General features: G+C 62.9%; 26 protein-coding genes. 13 read left to right on the top strand and 13 right to left on the bottom strand.

The window, feature by feature from the left end; genetic code table 11:
• The first annotated feature begins 90 nt into the window (after positions 1 to 90).
• Positions 91 to 1,479: a DegQ family serine endoprotease gene (locus tag G405_RS0101435; protein ID WP_022699715.1), complete on the top strand. Its 1,389-nt coding sequence runs from the start codon at positions 91 to 93 to the stop codon at positions 1,477 to 1,479.
• A gap of 4 nt (positions 1,480 to 1,483) precedes the next feature.
• Here G405_RS0101435 and G405_RS0101430 read toward each other — a convergent pair whose 3' ends face one another.
• Both G405_RS0101430 and purD read right to left on the bottom strand, forming a co-directional pair.
• The gene (locus tag G405_RS0101430; protein WP_022699714.1) at positions 1,484 to 1,999 is read right to left on the bottom strand and encodes a GNAT family N-acetyltransferase; all 516 of its coding nucleotides are present in this window, start codon (positions 1,997 to 1,999) and stop codon (positions 1,484 to 1,486) included.
• Positions 2,000 to 2,007: 8 nt separating this feature from the next.
• Complete coding sequence (purD, locus tag G405_RS0101425) at positions 2,008 to 3,300, bottom strand: phosphoribosylamine--glycine ligase (protein ID WP_022699713.1); 1,293 nt, start codon at positions 3,298 to 3,300, stop codon at positions 2,008 to 2,010.
• Between the two features lie 134 nt (positions 3,301 to 3,434).
• On the opposite strand from purD, the gene xseA reads away from it, so the two are divergent.
• Positions 3,435 to 4,892, top strand: a complete 1,458-nt coding sequence (gene xseA, locus G405_RS0101420) for an exodeoxyribonuclease VII large subunit (RefSeq protein WP_022699712.1) — start codon at positions 3,435 to 3,437, stop codon at positions 4,890 to 4,892.
• On the opposite strand, the gene G405_RS0101415 is transcribed toward xseA, so the two are convergent.
• The 4 genes from G405_RS0101415 to folB form a co-directional block, all read right to left on the bottom strand.
• Positions 4,889 to 6,247 carry a globin-coupled sensor protein gene (locus tag G405_RS0101415; RefSeq protein ID WP_022699711.1) on the bottom strand — a complete coding sequence of 453 codons (1,359 nt, stop codon included), beginning with the start codon at positions 6,245 to 6,247 and terminating at the stop codon, positions 4,889 to 4,891. The two genes, xseA and G405_RS0101415, sit on opposite strands and share 4 nt — an antisense overlap.
• A gap of 101 nt (positions 6,248 to 6,348) precedes the next feature.
• Positions 6,349 to 6,930, bottom strand: a complete 582-nt coding sequence (locus G405_RS14680; protein ID WP_022699710.1) for a CDP-alcohol phosphatidyltransferase family protein — start codon at positions 6,928 to 6,930, stop codon at positions 6,349 to 6,351.
• Positions 6,923 to 8,833 (bottom strand): excinuclease ABC subunit UvrC, encoded by a 1,911-nt coding sequence (gene uvrC / locus G405_RS0101405; RefSeq protein WP_022699709.1) that lies wholly within the window; start codon positions 8,831 to 8,833, stop codon positions 6,923 to 6,925. Before uvrC ends, G405_RS14680 begins: the two co-directional genes overlap by 8 nt.
• A gap of 31 nt (positions 8,834 to 8,864) precedes the next feature.
• A complete protein-coding gene (gene folB, locus G405_RS0101400) occupies positions 8,865 to 9,278 on the bottom strand; it encodes a dihydroneopterin aldolase (RefSeq protein ID WP_022699708.1) in 414 nt (137 codons plus the stop codon).
• 96 nt (positions 9,279 to 9,374) lie between these two features.
• Here folB and G405_RS0101395 point away from each other — a divergent pair, with 96 nt between their 5' ends.
• Positions 9,375 to 10,142, top strand: a complete 768-nt coding sequence (locus tag G405_RS0101395; protein ID WP_022699707.1) for an SDR family oxidoreductase — start codon at positions 9,375 to 9,377, stop codon at positions 10,140 to 10,142.
• Between the two features lie 101 nt (positions 10,143 to 10,243).
• Here the strand turns inward: G405_RS0101395 and G405_RS0101390 are convergent, their stop codons facing one another.
• On the bottom strand, positions 10,244 to 10,618 hold the full coding sequence (locus tag G405_RS0101390) for a 6-pyruvoyl trahydropterin synthase family protein (RefSeq protein WP_022699706.1): 375 nt from the start codon (positions 10,616 to 10,618) through the stop codon (positions 10,244 to 10,246).
• Positions 10,619 to 10,724: 106 nt separating this feature from the next.
• On the opposite strand from G405_RS0101390, the gene G405_RS0101385 reads away from it, so the two are divergent.
• Complete coding sequence (locus tag G405_RS0101385) at positions 10,725 to 10,928, top strand: hypothetical protein (RefSeq protein WP_022699705.1); 204 nt, start codon at positions 10,725 to 10,727, stop codon at positions 10,926 to 10,928.
• Between the two features lie 6 nt (positions 10,929 to 10,934).
• Here G405_RS0101385 and G405_RS0101380 read toward each other — a convergent pair whose 3' ends face one another.
• Positions 10,935 to 11,351 (bottom strand): VOC family protein, encoded by a 417-nt coding sequence (locus G405_RS0101380; RefSeq protein ID WP_022699704.1) that lies wholly within the window; start codon positions 11,349 to 11,351, stop codon positions 10,935 to 10,937.
• A gap of 63 nt (positions 11,352 to 11,414) precedes the next feature.
• Here G405_RS0101380 and G405_RS0101375 point away from each other — a divergent pair, with 63 nt between their 5' ends.
• The 9 genes from G405_RS0101375 to G405_RS0101335 all read left to right on the top strand — a co-directional run bounded on the left by G405_RS0101375 (position 11,415) and on the right by G405_RS0101335 (position 21,190).
• Positions 11,415 to 12,731: a replication-associated recombination protein A gene (locus tag G405_RS0101375; protein ID WP_022699703.1), complete on the top strand. Its 1,317-nt coding sequence runs from the start codon at positions 11,415 to 11,417 to the stop codon at positions 12,729 to 12,731.
• Between the two features lie 78 nt (positions 12,732 to 12,809).
• Positions 12,810 to 13,196 carry a fluoride efflux transporter CrcB gene (crcB, locus tag G405_RS0101370; RefSeq protein WP_022699702.1) on the top strand — a complete coding sequence of 129 codons (387 nt, stop codon included), beginning with the start codon at positions 12,810 to 12,812 and terminating at the stop codon, positions 13,194 to 13,196.
• On the top strand, positions 13,193 to 14,170 hold the full coding sequence (locus G405_RS0101365) for an RluA family pseudouridine synthase (protein WP_022699701.1): 978 nt from the start codon (positions 13,193 to 13,195) through the stop codon (positions 14,168 to 14,170). The genes crcB and G405_RS0101365 overlap by 4 nt, the downstream gene beginning before the upstream one ends.
• The gene (locus tag G405_RS0101360) at positions 14,167 to 14,856 is read left to right on the top strand and encodes an HAD-IA family hydrolase (protein ID WP_022699700.1); all 690 of its coding nucleotides are present in this window, start codon (positions 14,167 to 14,169) and stop codon (positions 14,854 to 14,856) included. Before G405_RS0101365 ends, G405_RS0101360 begins: the two co-directional genes overlap by 4 nt.
• The gene (locus G405_RS0101355; RefSeq protein WP_022699699.1) at positions 14,853 to 15,593 is read left to right on the top strand and encodes an ATP12 family chaperone protein; all 741 of its coding nucleotides are present in this window, start codon (positions 14,853 to 14,855) and stop codon (positions 15,591 to 15,593) included. Before G405_RS0101360 ends, G405_RS0101355 begins: the two co-directional genes overlap by 4 nt.
• A 107-nt stretch (positions 15,594 to 15,700) precedes the next feature.
• Positions 15,701 to 16,810, top strand: coding sequence for an ATP-binding protein (locus G405_RS0101350; protein ID WP_022699698.1), 1,110 nt, complete (start codon positions 15,701 to 15,703; stop codon positions 16,808 to 16,810).
• A 9-nt stretch (positions 16,811 to 16,819) separates the two neighbouring features.
• The gene (locus tag G405_RS0101345; protein ID WP_022699697.1) at positions 16,820 to 17,188 is read left to right on the top strand and encodes a response regulator transcription factor; all 369 of its coding nucleotides are present in this window, start codon (positions 16,820 to 16,822) and stop codon (positions 17,186 to 17,188) included.
• A gap of 4 nt (positions 17,189 to 17,192) precedes the next feature.
• Positions 17,193 to 19,502, top strand: coding sequence for a methyl-accepting chemotaxis protein (locus G405_RS16280; RefSeq protein WP_156861314.1), 2,310 nt, complete (start codon positions 17,193 to 17,195; stop codon positions 19,500 to 19,502).
• A gap of 155 nt (positions 19,503 to 19,657) precedes the next feature.
• Entirely contained in the window at positions 19,658 to 21,190 is a 1,533-nt protein-coding gene (locus G405_RS0101335; protein WP_022699695.1) for an acyl-CoA carboxylase subunit beta, read from the top strand.
• A 293-nt stretch (positions 21,191 to 21,483) separates the two neighbouring features.
• On the opposite strand, the gene rnd is transcribed toward G405_RS0101335, so the two are convergent.
• The 5 genes from rnd to G405_RS14670 form a co-directional block, all read right to left on the bottom strand.
• A complete protein-coding gene (rnd, locus tag G405_RS0101330) occupies positions 21,484 to 22,638 on the bottom strand; it encodes a ribonuclease D (RefSeq protein WP_022699694.1) in 1,155 nt (384 codons plus the stop codon).
• A 46-nt stretch (positions 22,639 to 22,684) separates the two neighbouring features.
• Positions 22,685 to 23,992: an MFS transporter gene (locus G405_RS0101325; protein ID WP_022699693.1), complete on the bottom strand. Its 1,308-nt coding sequence runs from the start codon at positions 23,990 to 23,992 to the stop codon at positions 22,685 to 22,687.
• Complete coding sequence (locus G405_RS0101320) at positions 23,989 to 24,702, bottom strand: lysophospholipid acyltransferase family protein (RefSeq protein ID WP_022699692.1); 714 nt, start codon at positions 24,700 to 24,702, stop codon at positions 23,989 to 23,991. Before G405_RS0101320 ends, G405_RS0101325 begins: the two co-directional genes overlap by 4 nt.
• Before the next feature lie 37 nt (positions 24,703 to 24,739).
• The gene (locus G405_RS17225; protein WP_022699691.1) at positions 24,740 to 25,354 is read right to left on the bottom strand and encodes a TetR/AcrR family transcriptional regulator; all 615 of its coding nucleotides are present in this window, start codon (positions 25,352 to 25,354) and stop codon (positions 24,740 to 24,742) included.
• Positions 25,355 to 25,646: 292 nt separating this feature from the next.
• Positions 25,647 to 26,366 (bottom strand): lysophospholipid acyltransferase family protein, encoded by a 720-nt coding sequence (locus G405_RS14670; protein ID WP_022699690.1) that lies wholly within the window; start codon positions 26,364 to 26,366, stop codon positions 25,647 to 25,649.
• Positions 26,367 to 26,513: the final 147 nt, after the last annotated feature.

Genomic DNA, 26,513 nt, shown 5'->3' with positions numbered 1-26,513 from the left:
TGCTCAGCCTCTGTTCAGGCCCGGTTGGCCATCCTACATCGGCCTGACATTTGCTTTGTCATTACAGGCTTACCCTGAGGAGATTGCTCCATGTTCCGAACCCTGTCCCTCGCGCTTGCAGCCAGTGCGGCTCTCATCGCGCCGGTTACGGCGCAAGAGCGCGCCGTTCCTGACACACAGGCTCAGGTTCAGTTGTCCTTTGCGCCCGTGGTGCGTCAGGCGGCGCCTGCGGTGGTGAACGTCTATTCGCGCCGGGTCATCGCTCAACGCACGCCGTTCGCGGGCGATCCCTTTTTCGAGCGTTTCTTCGGCCCGCAAGTGCGTGAGCGTGAGGTGAACTCACTGGGGTCCGGCGTGATCGTGGACGCCAGCGGCGTCATCGTCACCAATAACCACGTGGTTCAGGGCGCGCAGGATCTGCGCGTCGTCTTGTCAGACCGGCGCGAGTTTGAAGCGGAGTTGCTGCTGGCGGACGAGCGTACGGATCTCGCCGTCCTCAAGATCAGCACGGACGAGGCCTTGCCCGTCCTGCCGTATGATGACGCTGGTGATAGCGAAGTGGGCGATCTGGTGCTCGCCATCGGCAATCCGTTCGGTGTGGGGCAGACGGTGACCAGCGGCATTGTCTCGGCGCTGGCGCGCACGGATGTGGGCATTTCCGACTATGCCTTCTTCATCCAGACCGATGCGGCGGTGAATCCGGGCAATTCCGGCGGCGCCCTGGTGGATATGGATGGTCAGCTGATCGGCGTGAACACCGCGATCTTTTCGCGCTCTGGCGGATCAAACGGTATTGGCTTCGCCATTCCCTCTGAAATGGTGCGCACTGTGGTCGAAGCGGCTTTGGTGGATGGCGAGATCATCCGGCCCTGGCTGGGCGCCCGCCTGCAGCCCGTGACTCAGGACCTCGCCAGCTCTCTGGGGCTGGACCGTCCGCGCGGGGCGATCGTCGCGGATCTGTGGGAGGGCGGCGCGGCGGACCGCGCCGGGCTCGAACAGGGCGATGTGGTGATTGCGGTGGATGGCGTCGAGGTCAATGACGAGATCGGCGCACGGTTCCGCTTTGCGACCCGCATGATTGGCGATAGCGCTGCGCTGACCGTGCTGCGTGACGGACGTGAGCGTGTGCTGAATGTGGATGCGGAACCGGCGCCCGGCGCGGTTGAGGGCGCCCGGATGGATATTTCCGGTGAAAATCCGCTTCACGGCGCCGAGCTGGTCCAGCTCAGTCCCGCCTTTAATGAAGAGAATGGCATTGACCCCTTTATGGATGGGGTGCTCGTTTCTGGCGTCACGCGTCGCTCAGCGGCGGCGTATTTCGGGTTCCGCCCGGGGGACCGCATTCTCTCCATCAATGAAGAGCGGATCGAAACCCTGATCGACCTCAACCGGGTCTTGCGCGATCTGGACGGCGAGAAAAACTGGCCGATGGAAATCGAACGCCAGGGTGAGCGGTTCTCACGGACGCTGTCGCTTTAGCGGCTTAGGACCAAAGCGCCGGATCGGCCCAGGGCGCGGGGACTTGCAAGGTCCCGCGCTCGGGCGCCTGCGGGCTTAGAGTTCTCATACGCCAGGCGTCGCGCCATTCCGGTTTGAGCGGATAAGGCGGCTCGATCGGGCTGACCTGATCAAAGCCGCGCAAGGCATAATAATCGGGATCGCCCAGCACCAGCATTGCGCTCACGCCTTCAGCTTCCAGTTGATGAGCCGCCTCTTCGATCAAGGCGCGGCCCAATCCCTGACGCTGGGCTTCCGGCGCCACGCAGAGCGGCCCCAGCAGAGCCACACGCGCATCGCTCTCAGTGACGGAGCATCGGGTCAGCGCGGCGTGCCCGGCAATGCTGAGTCCTGTCCAGGCGGTCAGGGACAAGACGTCGGGGTGGCTGAGCAGAGCCGCGACCAGCCCCGTCAGGTCTTCCTCTGGAAAGGCTCGCGGATAAAGCGCAAGAAGCGCGTCCTGGTCCTCGGGCGTGCTGATCGTGATCCGGGTGGCGTCCATAGTATGCCTTACTCGCGGTTGAGGGCTCGCCAGGCGATGTCGCGGCGACAGACGCCTTCGGGCCAGTCAATCGTGTCCACGGCCTTGTAGCACCGCTCTACGGCTTGTTTCAGGTCATCGCCGACAGCGGTCACATTGAGCACACGACCGCCCGTGGCGATCAGGTCGCCATTGTCATTGGTGCCGGTTCCGGCGTGAAACACGGTGACGCCGTCGATCTCGCCGGCGGCTTTCACGTTCTGGATCACCGAGCCTTTGGCGTAGGCGCCGGGATAGCCGCTGGTCGCCAGCACAACAGTCGCAGCCGGCAGGGCCTGATCCGCAGCAGGCAGCAGGGACTGGAAATCGCGTTCGGGCATGCCGCCCGTCGCGCAGGCCAGGAGCACCGGCACGATGTCGTCCTGCATGGACGCCATCAGAACCTGGCACTCCGGATCGCCAAAGCGGACATTGAACTCAACCACTTTGGGGCCTTCTGGGGTGATCATCAAACCGATGTAAAGCACGCCCTGATAGGGATGGCCGGCCTGGTTGAGGCCGTCGAGCATGGGCGCAGCGATCTCTTCATCCACTTGCGCCATCAGCTCAGGCGTCATCACCGGGGCGGGGCAGTACGCGCCCATGCCGCCGGTATTGGGGCCTTCGTCATGATCCAGAAGGCGCTTGTGATCCTGGCAGGCGGGCAGGGTGATGCGGTTCACGCCATCGGTCAGCACGAAGACGCTGGCTTCCTCGCCATGCATGAACTCCTCGATGACCAGTTCGGCCGAGGCGTCGCCGAACTTGCCCGACAGCATGTCTTCGGCTTCGGCTTTGGCCTCCTCAAGGGTGGGGGCGATCACCACGCCCTTGCCGGCGGCCAGGCCATCGGCCTTGAGCACATACGGCGCGTCCAGCGTCTCCAGAAAGGCCTTGGCCTTGCCGGCGTCGGTGAAGCGGCCATAGGCGGCGGTCGGGACGCCCAGCTTCGCCATCAGATCCTTGGAAAAGCCTTTGGAGGCTTCCAGTTGCGCGGGTTCCTTGTTGGGGCCGAACACGTCAAATCCGCGCGCGCGCAGCATGTCCGCCGCGCCGAGCGCCAGCGGCGCTTCGGGACCGATGACAATCAGGTCCGGCTCCAGCTGCAACGCAAGCGCTTGCAAACCCTCCAGATCATCGGGCTGGACGTCAAAGCACGGACCGATCTGATCCAGCGCGACGCTGCCCGGCGCGGACCAGACCGTGTCCACCAGCGGGCTCTGAGCGATTTTCCAGGCCAGGGCGTGCTCACGGCCGCCCGATCCGATGATGAGAATATTCATGTGCCGCCCTTGCCGTCTTTGGCGCAATCGCTGCGCCCGATATCCTTGGTGCCTGCTGAATGGCCTCGGGAAGGCCGCACGTCAACGGCGCCTGAGCGGTACACGCCGTCCGAATCCGCAGCTAGGGTGAGCCCATGACTGACGCCAGCGCCTCCAATACGCCCGAATACACCGTCTCCGAGCTCTCCAACGCGCTCAAGCGCACGGTGGAGCAGGCCTATGACCATGTGCGGGTGCGTGGCGAGCTGGGGCGCGTGACAATCGCCAAGTCCGGCCATGTCTATCTGGACATGAAGGACGAGAAGGCCGTCATCGACGCGGTGATGTGGAAGGGCGTGGCCGCCCACCTCAATTTCCGGCCCGAGGAAGGCCTCGAAGTGATCGCTGAAGGGCGGCTCTCGACTTTCCCGGGGCGCTCCAAATACCAGATGATCATCGAGCGCATGGAGCCGGCGGGCGAGGGCGCCCTGATGGCGCTGCTGGAGGCGCGCAAAAAGGCGCTGGCCGCTGAGGGCCTCTTCGCGCCCGATCGCAAGCAGGCTCTGCCCTATTTGCCGCGCGTGATCGGCGTGGTGACCTCGCCCACAGGCGCCGTGATCCGCGACATCCTGCATCGACTGGAGGATCGCTTCCCCACCCATGTGCTGCTCTGGCCGGTGCTGGTGCAAGGGGACAAGGCCGCCGAGCAGATCACGCGCGCCATCGAGGGGTTCAACGCCATCACGCCGGGCGGGCCCGTCCCTGTGCCCGATTTGCTGATCGTGGCGCGGGGCGGGGGCTCCATCGAGGATTTGTGGTGCTTTAACGAGGAGAGCGTGGTGCGCGCCGCCGCGGCGTCTCGCATCCCCTTGATCTCGGCTGTGGGGCATGAAACCGACACCACCTTGATCGATTATGCGTCAGATCGGCGTGCGCCCACGCCCACCGGGGCGGCGGAGATCGCGGTGCCGGTCCGGCGTGAGCTGGCCGAACGCATCTCCACCACCAGCGCCCGGTTGATGAGCGCGCTGGTGCGCGGGCTGGACCGCAAGGCCGCCGATCTCAAATCCGCCTCACGGGGTCTGCCCAGTCCCAAGGCGATGCTCAATGAGAATGCGCAAAAGCTCGACTTCATCGCCAGCCGCCTCAATGGCGCCGCGCAGACCGGGTTGGAGCGCAAGCGCAACCGCCTGCAGACCGCCGCGCTTCAGATGCGCCCGGCGGCGCTCCGGCGCGATCTGGCGCTGAAAGGCGAGCGGTTCAATCAGGCGGGCGTCCGTCTGGACCAGGCGTTCCGGCGTGAACTGTCAGACCAGGAGCGGACCTTGTCAGGCCTGGGCGCTCGGCTTGACTCCCTGTCGCACAAATCCGTCCTCAAGCGCGGCTTTGCGCTGGTCAAGGACGAGAACGGCGCGCTGGTGCGTCAGGGCGCAGCGCTTGCAGCCGGTCAAGCGGTGTCGCTGGTCTTTGACGACGTTGAGCGCCGGGCGGTGATTGACGGTAAGCCCTCTGTTCCCGCCGCAGCGCCGTCTCCGACCCCGCCAGCGAAGCCAAAGCCTGCGCCTAAAGCGAAGAAGCGCCAGGCCAATCCGGATCAGGGTAGCCTGTTCTAGGCGGCTCTCAGACGCTTGAGGAATTGAGCCACGTCTTCCCGCAGCTTGTCCGCCTGTCGCCCGAGGTCGTCTGACGACTGCACCAGGCCTTGAGCAGAGCTGGCGGTGCTTTGCACGCTGCTCAGCACGCCCACTATCGTCTGTGACACGGAACCGGCGCTCTGGGCGGTCTGCTCGGTGTTGCGGCTGATCTCGGCGGTCGCAGCGTTCTGTTCTTCGACCGCAGCGGAAATTGAGGTGGAGACCCCATTCACGCGATCGACGGAGCGGGCCACATCCTCGATGGCTTCGACCGCGCTCTTCACAACGGTTTGGATGTTGTTGATTTGTTGTGATATTTCGTCGGTCGCCTTGGCGGTTTGACCGGCCAGGGATTTCACTTCGCTGGCCACGACCGCAAAGCCCTTGCCGGCGTCTCCGGCGCGGGCGGCTTCGATTGTGGCGTTCAGCGCCAGCAGGTTGGTCTGCTCCGCGACGCCCGTAATCAGGGTGATTATCTCACCGATTTTCTGGGCGGCCTCATCAAGCGTGTTCATGGTTATGCGAGTCTTCTCAGCCTGCTCGGCGGCTTTCGAGGACCCGTCCGCGGCTTCACCGGCGCTGGAGGAGATTTCCTGGATGGCCTTGGTCAGCTCTGACGAGGCGCCCGCTACGCTCTGTGCGGTCGCCGTGGCTTCTTCGGCGGCGGCGGCGACGGTTGAGGCCTGTTGAGACGAGGTCTCGGCGTCCTTCGCCATGGTGCGCGCGCTGTCGGCCAGATGGGTGGAGGTTTTCGCCAGTGTATCGGAGATGACGCCGATCTGGGCCTCCATCTCGTTGGCGAGCGTGTCAAACATCTCCAGTCGTTCTTCGTTCTGGCGCTCATAGATGACGCTCAGCACCAGCTCCATATCGAGCATGACCGCTTTGACCAGAACCGAAACCCGCTTGCGGGCCGCTTCAGCATGGCTGCGCCAACCGTTGAGGCCGCCCTGTTTGCGGCGCTCGTCGAGCACGGCCTGGATCAGGTCCATCATCAGGAAGTTGTAGGCGCCGAAATACCATTGCGGCTGGAGCTTCAAACGGGCGTGCGCATTGCCGATCGCCGTTACGGAGCGGGCGTAGTCCTCGTCAAACTTGGCGTCAGCGATCCTGAGCCAGTGCTCCAGCTGCTTGGATCGGGCGTGCTTGACGCCAGCCTCGCCGCCGAACATGCCGTAGATCTCTGGCCAGCCTTTGAGGTGTTCATAAAACGCATCAAGAATGGACGGGAACTCACGCTCTATGACCGGCTTGAGCCGCCGCAACAATTCCCGTTCCTCCTCCTCGATTTTCATGAAGGCGACGCGGGTTTTGAAATCAATCGAATAGGACATGGGGCCCTGCAAAGCTGACTGTGAATCGCGCCCGTTCAGCGCACAGTGACACTCGTGCCGGGATGGTTAACAGCTCGCTTCACCACTGCGGTGATCGCTGCTCAATGTCTGAGTGCGGCTCGACAATAAGGCCAGGCTGACCAGGCGGTCACCAGCGCCAGGAACCAGACCGCGCCGATCCAGTAATGATACCAGGCGGCCACATCGCGAAAGCCCATAGAGATCAACACAAAAGGGGCTGCAGTTATAAGCATTTGCAGCGCAGTCTTGGTCTTCGCCATGAGTGTCACGTGCAGTGTGCCAGGAGAGGGGCGAACAAAGCGCAGGACCGTAACTGCGACATCACGTCCCACAATGACCAGGACGGGCAAAACCAGATAGGCGTCAAAACCGCTGATCGCGCAATAGGCGATCAGATAAGCGCCCACGAGGCATTTGTCGGCGATCGGGTCTAGCAAGGCGCCGAGCGCGCTTTCCGCGTTCAGAAGGCGCGCCAGCCAGCCATCGAGCCAGTCTGTCAGCGCAGCGATGATGAATATCAGAGCGGCGAAAAGCCCCAGACGCACAGCCTCACTTTCCACGCTGGCCTGAGAGCTTTGCACCAGCAAGATGGCGCCGAGCGGCCCGGCGAGAGCCCGCGCCAGGGTCAGGGCGTTAGGCGAGTGGCGCAGAAGGCTATTCATGAAAATGCTCGTAGATTTTGCGGGCCAGCGCCTTGGAGACGCCGTCCACCGCTTCCAGATCCGCCAAGTTGGCGCGAGAGACTGCTTTCGCCGAGCCGAAATGCTTCAGCAATGCGCTTTTACGGTTGGCCCCGACGCCCGCAATGTCGTCTAGCGGATTTTCGCGCATCTGCTTGGCGCGTTTGGCCCGGTGGCCGGTAATGGCGAAGCGGTGGGCCTCGTCACGAATGCGCTGCAGGTAATAGAGCACCGGATCATTCATCGCCATGCGGATCGGCGGCTTGCCCGGCATGTAGAAGACTTCACGTCCTGCATCCCGGTCCGGTCCTTTGGCGACCGCGGCGACCGCCACATCGTCCACGCCCAGCTCTTCCATCACCTCCATCACCGAGGAGAGCTGACCCTTGCCGCCATCGATCAGAATCAGGTCGGGAACCGGCGCGCCGTCCTCTCGGTCTTTCTGCAGCCTCATGAAACGGCGCCGGAGCATCGCCTTCATCATGGCGAAGTCATCATTGGTGGCCGCGTCGTCGCCCTTCATGTTGAACCGGCGATAGCTCTGTTTATCAAAGCCGTCCGGACCTGCCACGATCATGGCGCCGAGCGCGTTCGTGCCCTGAATGTGGGAGTTGTCATAAACCTCGATCCGGTCGGGGCGCTCTTCGAGTTCGAAAACCTTCGCCACACCGTCCAGCAATTTCGCCTGGGACTGGCTTTCCGCCAGCGTCCGGCCAAGGGCCTCCTTGGCGTTGCGCTCCGCCGCTTCGACCAGCGCCTTTTTCGAGCCGCGGAGCGGCGTCTTGATCTCCACGGAATGCCCGGCGCGCAAGCTCAGCGCTTCAGCCAGCAGCTCGGATTGCTGCGGGTCTTCTCCGGTCAGGATCAGACGCGGGGCGGGTTTGTCGTCATAGAACTGGGCGATGAAGGCGGCGAGGATTTCATCGGTGGAGGCATCGGCTTCGTGCTTTGGATACAGAGAGCGATTGCCCCAGTTCTGACCGGCGCGGAAGAAGAAGATCTGTACGCAGGTCTTCCCGCCCTCCTGATGCAGGGCGATCACGTCCGCCTCTTCAACGCCATCGGGATTGACGTCTTGCTGGCTTGTGACGGCGGCGATGGCGCGGATACGGTCGCGCAGCTTGGCGGCGGTCTCGAAATCGAGCGTCTCTGACGCCTCGGTCATCTCGTCCTGCAGCCGCTGACGCAGGGCGTTGGAGCGTCCTGACAGGAAATCCTTCGCTTCGCGCACCAGCTCGTCATAGTCAGCCGGGCTGACCAGGTCGACGCACGGCCCGGCGCACCGCTTGATCTGGTAGAGCATGCAGGGACGCGTGCGAGCCTCATATGTGCTGTCGGTGCAGGTCCTGATTCCGAACGCCTTTTGCAGCGTGTTCAGCGTGTTGTTGACCGCGCCGGCGCTGGCGAAGGGGCCGAAATAATCGCCTTTGGCCTTGCGGGCTCCGCGATGCTTGACCAGCTGCGGGCTCTCATGCTCGCGCCGGATCAGGATGTAGGGAAAGCTCTTGTCGTCGCGCAGCAGGATGTTGAAGCGCGGCTTCAGGCGCTTGATCAGGTTCGCTTCCAGCAGCAGCGCTTCGGTCTCGGTGCGCGTGAGCACGAACTCCATGGATCGCGTCAGCGAGATCATCAGGGCGATGCGATTGGTGTGGCCGCCGGACTTGGCGTAGCTCGAAACCCGGTTCTTGAGCTTTTTCGCCTTGCCCACATAAAGGACTTCGCCGTCCGCGCCATACATGCGGTAGACGCCCGGTCCCTGGGACAGGTTCTTCACATAGTCGGCGATGATCTCCGGACCGGTGCGATACTCCTTCGGCGCCGGCTTGGGGCCAGCGTCAGAAGTCTTGTCTAGCGGCGGAGCGTCGGGGCGATTGGCTTTGACCATGGGCCTAAGATAGGCGCGAAGGACTGAGTCGTCAGCGCCAGCGACTGAGGCTGACGCCCACGCTCTGCGCATCCTCCAGCGCCGTCAGCTTGTCGAGCGTCAGATCAAGGCGTTTGACGCGCGGATCGGCGAACAGGGTGTCGGCGATGATTTGGGCCAGATCTTCCAGCAGATCATGATGGGCGGCGCCGACGATCTGGCGCACGGTTTCGGCCATGGCGGCGTAATTGACTGCGTCGCCCAAAGCGCCGTGGGGGTGGGTGGCCTCGGGCGCGACTTCCGCTTCCAGACTGATTTCCAGGGGCTGTTTGCGGCCGCGCTCTGAATCATACACGCCCACTTCCGCCTCAAGGCGCAGGCGGTTGACGCGCACGCTCACCCGTTCGCCCGCATAATCGGGGCGAGGGTTCGCGGCGTTTTGTGCAGCCAGAGCGTCGAGTTTCATAAGGCGGCCTCTACATCCATCTCTCTGACAGCGGTATAAGCCGGATTGCCGGCGCGCCAAACCGCTGAGGGCTGACAGAGTGCAGATAGGATTATCATGAGCGATTACACCTGCGACAAACCCGCCGCCCTGGTCACAGGCGGCGCCAAGCGTCTGGGCCGCGCTTTCATCGAGGCGCTGGCGGCGGACGGTCATGATGTGATCATCCATTACAACAGCTCGTCAGACGAGGCAGAAGCGCTGGCGGCCGAGTTGTCAGAGAGCGGCGTGAAGGCGATTGCTCTGGGTGCGGACCTCTCACAGCCTGAAGAGGCGGCGGGGCTGATCGCCCGCGCCAATGAAGCGCTGGGGCCGGTGGGCGTGCTGGTCAATTCCGCGTCGGTGTTTGAACAAGACCAGCTCGAAGATCTGGGCGCAGACAGTTTTCATCGGCACATGACCGCGAACACCTTGTCTCCGGCGCTTTTGACCAAGGCGCTAGCCGGGCAGGGGCTGGAGCGGGCCTGCGTGGTCAATGTGCTCGATTACAAGCTCTTTAATCTCAACGCGGATTATTTTTCTTACACGCTCTCAAAAGCCGCGCTGAAAACCATGACGGAGATGCTGGCGAAGTCGCTGTCGCCCAAAGTGCGGGTGAACGCCATCGCGCCGGGGCTGACGCTGCCGAGCGCGCATCATTCCGAAGCCGAGTTCGAGCGGGTCCATGACGACACGCCGCTCAAGAAGGGCTCGACGCCGGAGGATCTGGTCGCGGCGCTGCGCTTTTTCGTGAACACGCCCTCCGTCTCGGGGCAGACTCTGTGCGTGGATGGCGGTCAGCATTTTGACCCAAGGCTCAGTCGGGACGTGTTCGAGGCGCTTTGATTGGGGTCACGCCCTTAAGGCGTGACGATCCTCGCTTCGCTGCGGGCGGCCTTTGGCCTAGCGAACCCTCTGGGTTCGATGCGCATTACGGGGGGCAGGTCCTAACCCCGACGCACCACAGCCTTTTCGCCACAGCTGGGACGGCGAATCTCGACGGCGGTCAGACCGGGCAGGGTCTTCTCAAGGCGTTCGAACACCCAGAAGGCGATGGCTTCGAGCGAGGGGTGTTCGAGGCCTTCCACATCATTGAGAAGGCGGTGGTCGAGCTGATCGCGGATCTTGTTGATCTCGGCGTCGATCTCCCAGAAATCGCGCACCATGCCGCTTTCGGCCGCACGAGGTCCGGTCAGCGTCACGGTTCCGGCAAAGGAATGCCCATGCATCCGTGAAAACGGATGGCTGGCGTCCTTGTGCTCGAAATGGTGCGCAGCGTCGAAGGTGAAGTCCTTCGAGATTTCCAGATGTAGATCGGCCATGGGATCAGGGTTTCTTGTTCAAGCAAGCCGGGCCATATACAGCCCTAACGCCCAAAAGAGAACCTTTGACTGCGGTTTGACGCAGTCTTGCTGGAAAGACCGCCCCATGTCCGACGCCCCGACGCCCCGTCCCATCTCCAAGCTGACCCTCGCGCTCTGGGCCTTGCCGGTTCTGGCGGGCTTCGTGGTTCTGGCTCTGGCCTACGCCCTGAACTGGGAGCCCTGGTTCGGCTTCGCCAGCATTATCGCCGGCGGCTTGCTGACCATCATGCTGGTGGGCAATCACTATAATGTGGGCCCGGACGCTTAAGGCGCTCTAGTCCGCCGACTTCAGCGTCACCAGCGACCAGACATGGCCATACGGGTCGCGCACCTTGCCGTGACGGCCGAAGAATTCATCGGTGACGTCCCGGATGGAGATGCATCCGGCCTCAACGGCGCGTAAGTGCCAGGCGTCCGCATCATCCACCTGCAGGCTGATGGTGAAGGTGGTGCGGCCCTCCAGCGTCGGCGGCGCCACATTGCCGGTCATCGCCTCGTGTTCGGGAAATTCGTCCGCCATGAAGATGACCCCGCCATTGATGCGCAGGGCGGCATGGCCAAGCTTGCCTTCGAACTCATAGCGTTCGGCTTCTTCGGCGCCGAAGGCGGTCTCGTAAAACCTGATCGCCTCAAGGCCGTTGCGGACGGACAGATAGGGCGCGACCGAGTGGCGGGCGGGCGCTTGGGGCATGACGCGTGCTCCACTGGCTAGAACATTTGCGAACAATCCCCAGCTTAGCCCATAGTCCGCGCCATGAGTGATCTGTTTTCTTCCGCCGGACTTGAAACCGAGGCGCCGCGTCCGTTGGCCGACCGACTGCGCCCGCAAACGCTCGAAGACGTGGTCGGCCAGGACCATGTGCTGGGCCCCGACGGTCCTTTGGGCCGCATGCTGGCGCAGGGGCGCTTGTCATCGCTGATCCTGTGGGGGCCGCCCGGCGTTGGCAAGACCACCATTGCGCGCCTGCTGGCCGAGCGGGCGGGGCTGGAATTTGACGCCATCTCGGCGGTGTTCTCCGGCGTCGCCGATCTCAAGAAAGCCTTTGAACGCGCCCGCGCCCGGCGTCAGGCGGGATGGGGCACGCTGTTGTTCGTGGACGAGATACACCGCTTCAACCGCGCCCAGCAGGACGGCTTCCTGCCGGTCGCCGAGGAAGGGATCATCACCCTTGTCGGCGCCACCACCGAGAATCCCAGTTTCGAGCTGAACGCCGCTTTGCTGTCGCGCTGTCAGGTGATGGTGCTCAAACGCCTCGACGCCGAGGCGCTGGAAAAACTGCTCAGGCGCGCCGAGGCCGAGGAGGGGACGACATTGCCCCTCACCGAAGACGCGCGTGAAGGCCTGATCGCCATGGCTGATGGCGACGGACGCTACATGCTCAATCTGGCGGAAGAACTGATCGCGCTGAAACCCGAGGCGCCGCTCGATCTCAAGGACCTGTCCTCGGTGCTGCAAAAGCGCGCCCCGGTCTACGACAAGGACCGCGAGGAGCATTACAACCTTATCTCGGCGCTCCACAAATCCGTGCGCGGCTCGGACCCGGATGCGGCGCTCTACTGGCTGGCGCGGATGCTCAGCGCCGGCGAGGACCCGCTCTATCTGGCGCGGCGCATTGTGCGCATGGCGAATGAGGAGATTGGCCTCGCTGATCCCGGCGCCGTACATGCCGCGCTGGCGGCCAAGGATGTCTATGAATTCCTCGGCAGTCCCGAAGGCGATCTGGCGCTGGCCCAGGCGGTCGTTCACATCGCCTGCGCGCCCAAATCAAACGCGGTCTATTCCGCCTGGAAAGCCGCCCTGCGCACCGCCAAGGGCACCGGCTCCCTGATGCCGCCCGCCCATATCCTCAACGCCCCCACCAAGCTCATGAAAGAGGTGGGCTATGGCCAAGGGTATGAGTACGACCACGATGTGGAAGGCGGCGTCTCGGGCCAGAACTATTTCCCGACCGAAATGGGCAAGCCCCCCACCTTCTACGAGCCCAAACCCCAGGGCCGCGAAGCCGCGCTGCTGGAGCGGCTAGAGCGGTTTCGCGCTGTGCGCGCCGACCGCGCGAAACGCGGGGATTAGGCGCTGCCGTCTCATAATTCATTCCCCACCGCCTGATCCTCTTGCGCCAGCGCGCTCACACGCCTAACCCTCTCGCCCATGCAACATGTGCTTCTCATAGCGCTGGGCGGCGCGTTGGGCGCGGTGTCGCGGCATGTCGTCAATCAGGCGGGAATGCGCCTGATCGGGCCGGAATGGCCGTACGGCACCTTCACGGTGAATGTGCTGGGCTGTTTCCTCCTGGGCGGCCTGGTGGGCTGGCTGGCGCTGGCCGGGCGGCCGGACGCTACCGAGCTGCGCTATGCGCTGGGCGTGGGGTTCCTGGGTGCGTTCACGACGATGAGCGCCTTCTCCCTCGACGTCATGGTGATGGTGGAGCGCAAGACTTATGTAATGGCCGCGATGTATGCGGGCGGAACGCTGATGGCCTCGATGGTCGCTGTGTTCGCCGGGCTCATCCTGGCGCGAAAGGTATTTGCCGCATGAGCGGAGTTCAGACCAAAGACGTGACCGCCGACGAAGACGAGATGCGTCTCGATCGCTGGTTCAAGAAACATTTCCCCCATGTCAGCCATGGCATGATCGAGAAATTGCTGCGCAAGGGCCAGATCCGCGTCGAGGGCGGCCGGGCCAAGGGCAGTCAGCGCCTGAGCGCGGGCCAGTCCGTGCGCATTCCGCCCATGCCGGAACCCGGCGAGCAGAGCGAAGCGCCCGCGATCAATCGCGATGACGCCGCCTATGCCCGTTCTCTGGTGATCTATCAGGACAAGCATCTGATCGCGCTGAACAAGCCGCCGGGGCTGGCGGCGCAGGGCGGCTCCAAGATCAAGATGCATCTCGATCATCTGCTGCAGGCGTTCGGCAAGGGCGATCAGAAACCGCGTCTGGTCCACCGGCTCGATAAAGACACCTCCGGCGTGATGGTTGTCGCCAAGACCGCGCAAAGCGCCAAATCGCTGGCGCGCCTGTTTCAGACCCGCGATGTGAAAAAGACCTATTGGGCGGTCTGTCTGGGCGTGCCCACCCCGCGCGCCGGCGAGATCAAGGGCTTCATCAAGAAGTCCACCGAAGGCGATCGTGAGCTGATGGTCGGCGCCCACCATGGCGAAGAGGGCGCCCAGCATGCGCTGACCCGTTATGCTGTGGCCGATAATGCCGGCCAACGCGTGAGCTGGGTCGTGCTGCGGCCCGAAACCGGACGCACGCACCAGCTGCGCGTGCACATGCAGGCCCTGGGGCATTCCATCTATGGCGATGGCAAATACCCGTGCGATTATCCCGACCCTGAAGGCCTGTCGCGCAAGCTGCACCTGCATGCGCGCAAGATCGAGATTCCGCGCGACGGTCAGCCGCCTCTGGTGCTGGAAGCGGATTTGCCGCGCCATATGGCCGACAGTTTTGACGCGCTGGGCTTTAACCCCGACGACAATCTGATGCTGGTTGAAGAGGCGCTCACATGAACGAGCTCAAGCTCGCCGTCTTTGACGTGGACGGCACGCTGGTCGACAGCCGCGAGGTGATCCACCGCGCCATGACCCGCGCCTTTGACCGTGCCGGGCTGGGCGAGATCCCCTATGACAAGGTGCGTATGATCGTGGGGCTGGAGCTGACCGAAGCCGTGCTGCGTCTGGCGCCGGCCGACTATCCCGCCGAACGCATTCCCGAACTCGCCAATTTCTACAAGCAGGCCTTTGTGGAGATGCGCGCCCAGGACGGCTTCTCAGAACCGCTCTATGAGGGCGCTCGCGAAACCGTGGAACGCCTGGCCGATGAAGGTTGGCTGCTGGGCGTCGCCACGGGCAAGGCGCGGCGCGGGCTGGATATCGTGTTTGAGCATCATGGCCTTCACAAGCATTTCCAGACGCTTCAGACCGTGGATGGCGGGGCGGGCAAGCCCAATCCGCGCATGGTGCTGGACGCGATGAAGGAAACCGGAGTCGACGCGTCGCGCACCGTGATGATCGGCGACACCAGCTGGGACATGCTGATGGCGCGCGCGGCGAAAACCCATGCGCTGGGCGTCTCCTGGGGCTTTCACACCCATGACGAGATCGCCGAGGGCGGCGCTCATTCCATCCATGATGAATTTGAACACCTCAATGCGGCGCTCGACGCCTTTGCAGAGCATGGAGACAGCGCGGCATGAGCATGTCGAAAGCCAAGGCGGAAAACCGCGAATTGCCCAAACGGTTCTACAAAGAGGTCAGCCTTCAGCCCGGCGAAGGCGGCTGGTCGGTGCTTTTGGACGGACGCCCGGTGAAAACTCCCGCCAAGCGCGCCTTGCAAGTGCCGTCCGAAACGCTGGCTCAGGCGCTGGCGGCGGAATGGTCGGCGCAGGAGACAGTGATCGATCCCTTCACCATGCCGATCACGCGCATCCTGCATGTGGCGCTCGACCGTATCGAAGGCGTGCGCGAGGGCGCTGCGGAGGAAGTGGCGAAGTTCGGACGCACAGATCTTTTGAGCCATCGCGCCGACGAGTCCGGTCTCGCCGCGCGACAGGCTGAACTGTGGGATCCGTATCTTGAGTGGGCGAAAACCGCTCTGGACGCACCGCTCAACGCGGCCGCGACCGTATTGGCGCTGGAGCAGCCTGAAAGCTCGATCGAGGCGCTGAAGGCGCGGGCGCTGGCCCAGGATGATCTCCGGTTGACGGCGCTGGTCAGCGCCACGCCAATTCTCGGCTCGGCGATTCTGGCGTTTGCATTGTTGGAAGGTGAGGCCGACGCAGAGGCCGTCTGGACCGCCGCGCGCGTGGATGACGATTACCAGACCGAACGCTGGGGCGAGGATTCAGAGGCCGCTTTGGCCGCCGCCAATCGCAAGCGCGATCTGATCGCCTGCGAGACCGTGATGCGGGCGCTTGATGAGGCAGAAGTGTAATTCCTTAAGTTGTTGCGAGCCAGGCGGCTTCCCCTCAGGGGATCACTAGCGGCACTTACCGTTAATCTTATGCGCGCGAAATGCGTCCGAAGGAGTGTTCGGGCGCCATGCGTAATCTTGAGATCTCTCCCCCTGTCGATCTTCCAGACGCCAATCTTTTAGGGCAGGCGATCGAAGCGTGCGAAGTCAGTATCACCATAGCCGACATGTCGCATCCAGATGGCCCTTTGACCTTCGTCAATCAGGCTTTTCTGGATACGACCGGGTATCGTCGGGACGAGGTGATCGGTCGAAACTGCCGTTTCCTGCAGGGGCCTGATACAGACCCTGATGCGATTAGCGCAATGCGAAACGCCATTCGCCGGGGCGAGTCCCTTCGTATTGATCTGCTCAATTATCGCAGGAATGGCGAGACGTTCTGGAATGCGCTCCATCTGTCGCCGCTCTGCGGGCCACGCGGAACGGTGCGCGCCTATATCGGGTTGCAGCACGACGTGACGCAGATTCGCGCCGCCCGTCTCGCCGAGCATCACCGTCAAAAGATCGAGGCGCTAGGGCGTCTTGCGGGCGGTGTGGCGCACGAGATCAACAATTTGCTCCAGCCGCTGATTTCCTTGCCGGAACTCGTTGCTGAGGACCTGCCCGAACATGCGATTCAATCCAGAGCGGATCTGGACCTGATGGTTCAGAGCGCCCGTGATGCGCGGGATCTTGTCGCTGAGATTCTCACATATACGCGCACATCGCCTCAGGCCGGCGAGCAGCTGGTTCTGGCGCCGGCGATTGCTGACGCGCTGGCGTTTGTGAAACGGTCTCTTGCGAGCTCGGTCCAGGTGACCTTCACGAATGAGGCGACTGAGGAGCTGGCTGTACGTGACCTGTCGCGCGCAGGACTGCAGCAGATCCTGACGAATCTGATTCTGAACGCCGCGCATGCGATGGGCAGCGCCGGGGACGTCACGCTTCGCCTGCAGTCAGACAAGAGCGATCTGGTCCTCACGGTTGAGGATGACGGACCCGGCGTGAGCCCTGAGGTCGCGGACAAGATTTTCGAGCCTTTCTTTACGACCAAAGCCGCCGGCAAAGGCGCTGGGCTCGGCCTGTATGTGGTTTTTGACCTGGTCTCGCGAGCTCATGGCCAAGTGCGACTTCTGCCCCGCGCAAAGGGCGCCTGTTTTGAACTACGGTTTCCATCTTCCAACGCCCCTCATCTTTAGGAGTCTGATATGGCCAAGGTCTTGATTGTTGACGATGTCCCTGGAGTGCGGCGATCCATCGCCGGTGTACTCAGTCGTGCCGGGCACGAGATTGAAGAAGCGGCCGACGGTGTCGCCGGTATCGAGGTTGCGCGGCGCTGCCGACCCGATATCGCGGTCGTGGACATGCTGATGCCGGAACAGGATGGCCTGGAAACGCTGGAGCAATTGCGCGCAGGCGGGTTGGCGGGAAAGCTGATCGCGATATCCGGCGGCGGCGCCCTGATTGACGCTGAAGACGCGCTGTCCGCCAGTCAGAACCTTGCGGACGCGACGATCCGCAAACCGTTCGAAAACAGCGAACTTGTCTCACTTGTGAATTCACTGAGCGAGGAGTGATCCCGTGCTTGCAAGCATCATGAGAAACTGGCCGATTTCCCGGCGGATTGTCGTCGGATTGTCGGTTTTGGGTCTGTGCCTTGTGCTGATCGCAACGAGCGCCTTGTTCAGCCTGAACCAGATCACATCCGCCTTTAAGCATTACGAGACCGCCTCTCTGGAAGTTGAGGCGGCGGATATGCTGAGAGTCCGTACCACGGACTTCATCGGGGGGGCGAAGGAGTACGCCGCACGTAACACCCAAGCGCGTTTTGACGCGACCCAGGCCTTGTTCGAGGCTGTTGAGCAGGCTCAGGCCGAGGCGCTCGATGTTGCTCCTGACGAAGCCTATCGAACGGCGTTGCAGTCTGCAGGCGAGGAGCTCGCAGCGCTGCGCCAGGCCTTTGAGCTCATGGCGCGAGAGCGTGTGGAGCGAAACCTGATTGTTGAGGAGCAATTGCGTCAGACCGGAGAGCGGATGACGCAGGACCTTCAAGCGGTGCAGCTCGGCTCAGGGACAGACCCAGGCGTCATGACTGTGCTGTTTCACATCGCTCAAGCTCGCAATCTGGCGAACCGCTTTTTGGATGATCTGAACGCAACCGACCTGGCGGGCGCCCGGTTGGAAATCGAGGAAGCCTCACGTCTGGCGAGTTTGCTTGAGGCTCCGTCCATGCGTTTGCCTGAGGGTTTGGAGCGGTTCGACACGGGGCTGGATTTGCTGGCGCAGGCCATGTCTGAAGAGCAAAGCGCCAATAGTGCGTTTTTTGATCAACGCGTGCCCGCTTCCATGACCGCCATTAACGCCATGGTGGAGGTGGCCAACCACTCCAAGACAATGGCCTTGAATGAGCTGGTGGCCGCTAAAGCGGCCGCGTTTGTCCAGATCGGATTAGTTCTTGCGCTTGCGGTCGCCCTGGGCGCCGCCGCCGCCTTCGTGCTTATTCGCTCGATTGTCACGCCGGTCACTGCGTTGACTGCGTCCATGACCAATCTGGCGGAGGGGCGGCTGGAGACCGAAGTTCCAGGCGTTGACCGACATGACGAGATGGGCGCCATGGCGCGGGCGTTGTTCGTGCTGGCGGAGAATTCCAGGGATCGCGTCAAGCTTGAGCAAGAGCGCCTGGTGAAGGTTCAGGAGCAGCGGCACCGTCAGGATGCGATTGATCAGCTTGTGGCGATGTTCGGCAAATCCACGGCCGGGGTCATGCAGCGATTTGACCAATCCTCGTCCTCCATGGGCGGTACGGCGCAAAATATGGAAAAGGCCGCCGACCAGACTCACGCCAAGGCGAATTCCGTGGCCCGCGCAATGGTGCAGGCGCAACAGGCGATCGAAACCATCGCCTCGGCCGCTCAGGAGATGAACGCCTCAGTCGCCGAAATCGGGGAACAGGCGACGCGCACCTCCCAGATGAGCAAATCAGTGAAAGACAGAGCTGATGAAGCTGGCGCCGATGTGGGTCGGCTGGGCGAAGCGATCGACCAGGTGTCCAGTATTGTGTCCCTGATCAATGAGATCGCGGACCAGACCAATCTTCTGGCCCTTAACGCGACCATCGAAGCGGCGCGCGCCGGTGAAGCAGGCAAGGGCTTCGCCGTGGTGGCCAGCGAGGTCAAATCTCTGGCCGAACAGACGAGCCGGGCCACGGATGAAATTGGCGATGCGATCAAATCCATCACCAGTCTCTCATCAACCGCCACGCAAGCGATGGAAGATATCCAGTCCTCGATCCTGGCGCTGGACGAGGTGGCGGAGACGGTTGCTGCAGCCGCTGAAGAGCAGCGCGCCGCCACAGACGAAATTGCGCGCTCTGCGGGGGCGCTTGCGGATCAGTCAGGACAAATCACAAGTGAAATCGAAGAAGTGAATGTGGCCGGCGCGGTCGCGCGTGAAGCGTCTCAGGAAGTCCGTACGGCGTCCTCCAGCCTCAGCGAAGAGGCATCGGTGCTTTCAGAAGAGGTGCGAAGCTTCCTCGACGGCATCGGCGATAGCAGCACGCGTGACGCCATTGCGCCCCAGCCTGTTCATATCGCAGCCCATCTGGAGGTGAGGGGGCAAAGGCAACCGGTCACGATCATGAGGATTTCTCCTGCAATTGTGGAGATTGAGGGGAATATCGCCATGGAGTCAGGGACGCGGTGTCAGTTGACCCTGCCGGACCATGAGCCTGTCTTTGTTCGCATTGCAGGCAGCACCGAGCGGATTACGCGCCTTCAGCTTTCTATGGAGCGGTCCGCCCTGGACGCCATGGAGCGTTATCTGAATTCGGTGCTCGACCAGTATCGGCGCGCTCCGGGAGGAGAGTTGTCACAGGCCGCCAACGCAGCCTGACACTCAACCCTGAGACAAATGGGTCAGACAAGACCCCGAGGCCCTGCTTGATGGTGGGAGCCTCGGGGTCTTGCTGGCTTTACAGCACATTTGCACAGGAGCGCGAACCGGTGCTAGCAAGCGCATAATGAATAATAATCTTGGGAGTGTGGCTGATGAAAGCCGTCCTGGAACAGCTCGACGCGAAACGTGAAGCGGCCCGCATGGGCGGGGGTGAAGCCCGCATCAAGGCCCAGCATGACAAGGGCAAGCTGAGCGCGCGCGAACGTCTGGACGTGCTTCTGGACGAGGGCAGTTTTGAAGAGTTCGACATGTTCGTCGAACATGACTGCACCGAGTTCGGCATGGCCGAGAAGAAAATCCCCGGCGACGGCGTGGTCACGGGCTCGGGCACCATCAATGGCCGTCTGGTCTATGTGTTCGCCAAGGATTTCACCGTGTTCGGCGGCTCTCTGTCCGCCGCTCATGCGCGCAAGATCTGCAAGGTTCAGGACGCGGCGCTGAAAAACGGCGCGCCGATCATCGGCTTGTTTGACGCCGGCGGCGCTCGCATCCAGGAAGGCGTGGACGCGCTGGGCGGCTATGCCGAGATATTCCAGCGTAACACGCTGGCTTCGGGCGTCATTCCGCAAATCTCCGTCATCATGGGGCCGTGCGCGGGCGGCGATGTCTATTCGCCCGCCATCACCGACTTCATCTTCATGGTGAAGGACACCTCCTACATGTATGTGACGGGCCCGGACGTGGTGAAAACCGTCACCAACGAGATCGTCACCCATGAAGAGCTGGGCGGCGCCTCCGTTCACGCCAAGAAATCCGGCGTCGCCGAAGGCGCGTTCGAGAACGATATCGAGGCGCTGGTCCAGGTGCGCCGCCTGATCGACTTCCTGCCCGCCTCCAACCGTGAAGACCCGCCCGTGCGCGAGGTCTTTGACGCGCCAGACCGCGTCGAGCCCAGCCTGGATACGCTGGTCCCGCCGAACCCCAACAAGCCTTATGACATCAAGGAATTGATCGCCAAAGTGGCCGATGAGGGCGATTTCTTCGAGATCGCGCCCGATTACGCCACCAATATCGTGGTGGGCTTTGGCCGACTGGAGGGCCAGACCGTGGGCTTTGTGGCGAACCAGCCGCTCAGCCTCGCCGGCGTTCTGGACATTGACGCCTCCAAGAAGGCCGCGCGCTTTGTGCGCTTCTGCGATGCGTTTGAAATTCCGCTGATCACCTTTGTGGACGTGCCGGGCTTCCTGCCGGGGACGAAGCAGGAATATGGCGGGCTGATCAAGCATGGCGCGAAGCTGTTGTTCGCCTATGCCGAGGCCACCGTCCCGAAGCTCACCGTCATCACCCGCAAGGCCTATGGCGGCGCCTATGACGTGATGGCGTCCAAGCATTTGCGCGGCGATGTGAACTATGCCTGGCCGACGGCGGAAATCGCGGTGATGGGCGCCAAGGGCGCCGCGGAAATCATCCACCGCAAGGATTTGGGTGACGCGGACAAGATGGCCGAGCATGTGAAGGAATACGAAGACCGGTTCGCGAACCCGTTCGTGGCCGCCTCACGCGGTTTCCTGGATGATGTGATCCAGCCTCACAACACCCGCCACCGCCTGATCAAGGCCCTGCGCACCCTGCGCGGCAAAGAGCTCACCAATCCCTGGAAGAAGCACGACAATATTCCGCTTTAGGGAATGTCTCGCTGAATGTTTGAAAAGCCCCGGTCATGGACCGGGGCTTTTTGTTTGGGATTTGAACGATCTCTTTCACCGCGCAGGCGGGGATCCAGAGCCGGATGTGCAGCGCTTGATGATCTCTGGGTCCCGGCCTTCGCCGGGAGAGAGAGGGAGTATGAAATGCTGAAACATCAACCACGAGCAGCGCTACTCCCTCTCAAGGGCCTCCGGATCAAGTCCGAAGGCCGAGAGGGCCGGGCTTAGCATTTCGGTCCTCGGACTTGATCCGGGGACCCATAGCGAAACCGCTATTCCAGCTCGACAGCCTCGACCTTGCCGTTTTCCAGCACCAGGGCGATCTCGCCGCGTTTGAGGCGCAGGGCTTCGGCGCCGAACACGTCGCGGCGCCAGCCCTTGAGGGCGGGAATGTCAGCCTCGTCGTCGGCGGCGAGCTTCTCGAGATCGGGCACGGTGGCGATCAGCCGGCTGGCGACGCCCTCCTGCTCGGAGACGACCTTGAGGAAGACTTTCAGGATTTCGATGATCGGCCCCAGATTGGGCGGGCTGGCTTCGGGCTTGTCCACCTTGGGCGCATAGGCTTTGGGGTCGGCCAGCGCTTCTTGCATGATCGCGATCAGGCGCTCGGCGGGCTTGGAGCGTTCAAAGCCCTTGGGCACGGCGCGCAGATTCTTCAGGTCATCCAGCGAGGTCGGGCTGGCGTGCGCCAGCTCGTACAGGCCGTCATCCTTGATGATGCGAGAGCGGGGAATGTCGCGGGTCTGCGCTTCGGTCTCGCGCCATTCGGCGGCGGCCTTCAGCCCCGCCAGCCATTTCGCGGTGGTCTTGCGCAGTTTCAGACGCTTCCAGGCGTCTTCAGGATGCATCTGATAGGTGGCCGGGTCGGTGAGGGTTTTCATCTCCTCGGCCAGCCAGGCTTCGCGGCCCACTTTGGCGAGTTTCTCACGCAGGATCGGGAACAGGTCGCGCAGATGGGTCACATCCGCGAGCGCATATTCCTTTTGCTTGTCAGACAGCGGGCGGCGCGACCAGTCGGTGAAACGCGAGCCCTTGTCGAGATTCACCTTCACCAGCGCACGCACCAGATTGTCGTAAGACACGGAATCGCCCAGGCCCACGGCCATGGCGGCGATCTGGCTGTCAAACAGCGGTTTCGGGATCAGCCCGCCGCCCTCGTGAAAGAAGATTTCCAGATCCTGCCGACAGGCGTGAAACACCTTCATGACGCTCTGATCTGTCAGCAGGTCATAGAAGGGCTGAAGGTCGAGACCTTCGGCCAGCGGGTCGATCAGCACTTCGGTCTCGTCGCCCGCCGCCTGTATCAGGCACAGCTGCGGCCAGAACGTGCTCTCGCGCATAAACTCGGTGTCTACGGCGACAAACTCGGCTTCACGCAGCTTCGCACACGCTTGGGCCAGGGACTCAGTATCGGCGATCCATTCCATGGCCCGCTCGAATATACCGAAGAGAGCGGTTTGGCGAGCCCTCAGCTCACTGAGGGCTTTTTCGTCGCGACAGCATGCGCCAGATAATGAAGGCGACCGCTCCCAGCGATCCCAGGGCGACGAAGACGAAGGCGGTTTGCAGCGGCGCGCTGACCGCGCCGATGATCAGAAGCACCAAAGGCCCCAATGTGCCGCCCAGCCCGTTGAGCACGCCCGACGCCGCCAGCAGCCGCCCGCGCATCTCCGCCTTGGCGCGGCGCTGAGCCATGGCCTGCAACGGCACCAGGAACAGCCCGCCGCCCACGGCGGAGAGGGTCAGATCAAAGAGGATGCGCCAGTTCTCGCGGTCGGACAGGAAGTCTGCGGCGTTGATCAGCTCAAGCCCCGGCGCCCGGTTCATCGTGTACAGCGCGATGTCGAGGGGGAAGACGGTCAAGAGGATCGCGCCGATCAGGGAGAAGCGCAGCGCATCGCCCGATTTTGACAGCGCGCCGCAGATCACGGCCCCGAGCGCAGCGCCTATGGTGAAGATCAGCTGGAAGACCGCCACTACGCCTTCATCGGCGCTCAGAACATCGCGGGTGAACAATGGCAGCACGGTGATCACCGCCGCCGCCAGCATCCAGAACCAGGCGACGCCCAGGAGAGGCCGCAGCACCTCAGGCGCGCGCAGGGCGTGACCGAGCATGCGCGGGGTCTCCCACAGGACGCCCAGCAGCCCCCAGCGGACTTTCAGATCGGGATTGCCGCCCGGCGCCGGGGTTTGCTGGCGCATGGCGATCCAGCCCAGCACCGCCATGACCACCAGAAGCGCGCTGATCAGCGGCACGCCCCAGTCCGGCGCGATCAGCAAGGTGCCGCCAATGGCGCCCGACAGGATCGCCACATTGATGGCGCCGGACAGCGCTGCATTGGCGGGGACCAGCTCGTGCGGCTCCATCAGGGAGGGCAGGGCGGAATTGCGCGCCGGCAGGAAGAAGGTCGACTGCACGCCCATCAGGAAGAGGGTCAGGAGCAGCGCCAGCGGCAGCTGGAACAGGAAGCCGATCGCCGCCAGGACCATCAGGATGATCTCGGCGAATTTGGCGATGCGCATGATCTTGGTGCGGTCGTAGCGGTCGGCCACCTGTCCGGCGATGGCGGAGAAGGCGAAGATAGGCACGGTGAAGGCCGTGGCGGCCAGCGGCACCATGACGGCGTTGTCGAGACCGAACACCGTCCAGCCCTGATAGGTGGCGAGCGCCACCAGCGCATAGCGGAACAGATTGTCGTTAAAGGCGCCCAGGGTTTGCGCCAGCCAGAGCGGCAGGAAGCGGCGCTGGGTCATCAGGGTCGAGACGATTTTCAGGCTCATGTCAGCCCCTCCTTCACCAGCGCGTCGGTGCGCGCTTCAATCACGGCCTCAAGGCGCGCCATGAATTCATCTTTCTCAAGGCCGGGCTCGATGGGATCGAGAAACTCCACAACGGCGCGGCCCGGCGTCTTGCGAAAGGATTGCTGGTTCCACGCCAGCCCTAGATTGGTGGCGACCGGCGTGCACGGGCGGTTCAGGTCAGCGTAGAGGTGCCAGACGCCCTTGCGATAGGCGTGTTTCTCGCCCGGCGCGGCCAGATGGCCTTCGGGATAGATCAGCACGTCACGGCGCTCATGCCGAAGCATGTCCAGGCTGTCGTTCATCCGGGCGCGGGCGTCGTCTCCGCCGCCATTGGACAGGACGATGGCCCCGAGCTTGTTGAGGATGCGGCCGACCAAAGGGAATTTGTACAGATGATCGCCCGCCACGAAGGACAGCTGGGCCAGTTCGGAAATCATCACAAAGCCGTCGCCCCAGCTTTGATGCTTGGCGGCGATGACGCTGGGCTCTCGCGGCAAGCGGTCCTTGCCGCGCACCTCGATGCTGATCCCGGCGATGAAGAACAGCGCGACGCGCTGGGCGGAGCCATAAAGCTGGATGCCATAGGCAAGCGGTTTGCGACCTGGCAACAGGGCCAGCAGGGAGCAGGCGAGGGCGAACACGGCGGTGATCAGCCAGTAGGCGACGAAATAGGCGGCGGAGCGAACCATGGCGCATCCTCCTTGAGACGTCGGTGAAGAGAAGGGCTCAATCCGTTTTCAGAGCGGCCAGGGCGGCGTGCGCCAGGGCTGGCGCATTGTCTGTCATCAGGCCTGTCAGGCGCCCGGCCATGCGGTGGGCGGCGGGTTGCAAGACAAGACCCAGCGCCATGGCGGCCTTCAGCTCGGGGTCGCCGGGCGGGCAATCCCCATTGTCCATGGCGCGGGCGATGGCCTGGGCGATCAGGGTCACCGGGTCGGGGCGGCCCGCGCGGTCTGTGCGGCCAAAGCGGAACATGTGGATGAGATGGTATTCAAACAGCGCCGGGTCTTCATCAGCGGCCTGGCAATAGACACCCACCACACGCGTGACGGCGTCTTCAAAGTTGACCGCTTCGCTCAGCGCGGTCTCGACCAGATCAAACAGACGCGAGTGGATCGCTTCGAACAGGGCTTCGGCCAGCACTTCCTTGCTTTTGAAATGGCGGTAGATCGACCCTTCGGCCACCTGAGCCGCACTGGCGATCTCACGGGTGGACACCGCGTCCACGCCATGTTGCGCGAACAGCACCAGGGCCGCGCGTTCGATCCGCGCCTTGGCGGTGCCGTCCACAGCGGTCACCCCGCGGGGATCGGGGATTCCGGGGAGAGCGTCGTCCGCCATGTGAACCTCCTTGATGCGCCCTGAACTTGTGGCGCTGATGGGTGAGACCAGTACTTACTCTAGAGCGATTAAGCCAATGAGTGAGCGATCACTCACATTTGCATCATGGCGGAGCCTGGCGGGCGAGTCAACACTGAGTGAGCGTTCACTCATTTTTGGTCCAGCGCTTGTATGACTTCCGGGAAGGGGAGGGAGATGGGGCGGTGCAAAGGAGGTGCGCTTGCGGGCGCGGATGCTTGGGGGTCTCGCATCCATGCACGAAAGTTGAGGCGGCGTATGGCCGGTTCTCGCCTTACGGGCGCTTGGCCAGCGCTTCAGCTTCAAGCGTGCGCGTGTGGTCCTGAACCCTCTGTTGCAGAGCACTCATGAAGGCGCGGCTATCAGCCTCGAGCGCCATGGCGGGCAGAAATTCGATCACGGCTGTGCCTGGATGCAGCACTTTGTCCTGCTCAGGCCAGAAACACCCAAGATTGGTGGCGACGGGGATGACGGGACGGTCCAGGGCATGCGCCAGACGGTGCACGCCTTTTCGAAAGCGTCGCCCGCCGCCCACCGGCGTCAGGCCGCCTTCAGGAAAGATCAGGGCCGAACGTTGATCGCGCGCCAGCTGCGCCGCGCCGGCATCAAGCGCGCCTGTGGCGCGTCGGCCCGCATCATTGTCCACCACCACGGCGCCCGCGCGCTGCAGATACAGCCCGACCAGCGGAAAGCGCAGCATGTGATCGCCGATCACATAGGCGAGGCCGGGGTCGCGGGCGATATGGCATAGCCCGTCGCCATACGATTGATGCTTGGCGGCGAAGATGACGGGCTGATCGGCGGGGATATGCTCAAGCCCGCGATATTCGAGATTCACGCCGCATACATGCAGCCAGCCCCGGAACAGTCTTGAGAAGGCGCCGATCGCCCAGACCGCCGCCTGTCGGCCGGGCCAGAGCAGCAGCGGCGCGCAGGCAATGGCCAGCGATCCCGCCAGCGTCCAGAACCCGGTATGAAAAAGCGTCGCGCGCATGAGCGTCAAAATTGATGTGTTCGCCCGGTCTCACAAGCGCTTCGTGTGCAGCGCGACGCTCTTTACTCTGTTGCATGTCTTGACAGAGCAGGTGCAAACGTTCCTTTTCCAACCGCTTCTCGACCGCCCAATTGAAACGGACGATTT

It is taken from the genome of Oceanicaulis alexandrii DSM 11625, from assembly GCF_000420265.1.
Taxonomy (GTDB): domain Bacteria; phylum Pseudomonadota; class Alphaproteobacteria; order Caulobacterales; family Maricaulaceae; genus Oceanicaulis; species Oceanicaulis alexandrii.
The sequence above is the reverse complement of the archived record's forward strand: the minus strand, read 5'-3'. Positions and strand labels throughout refer to the sequence as shown.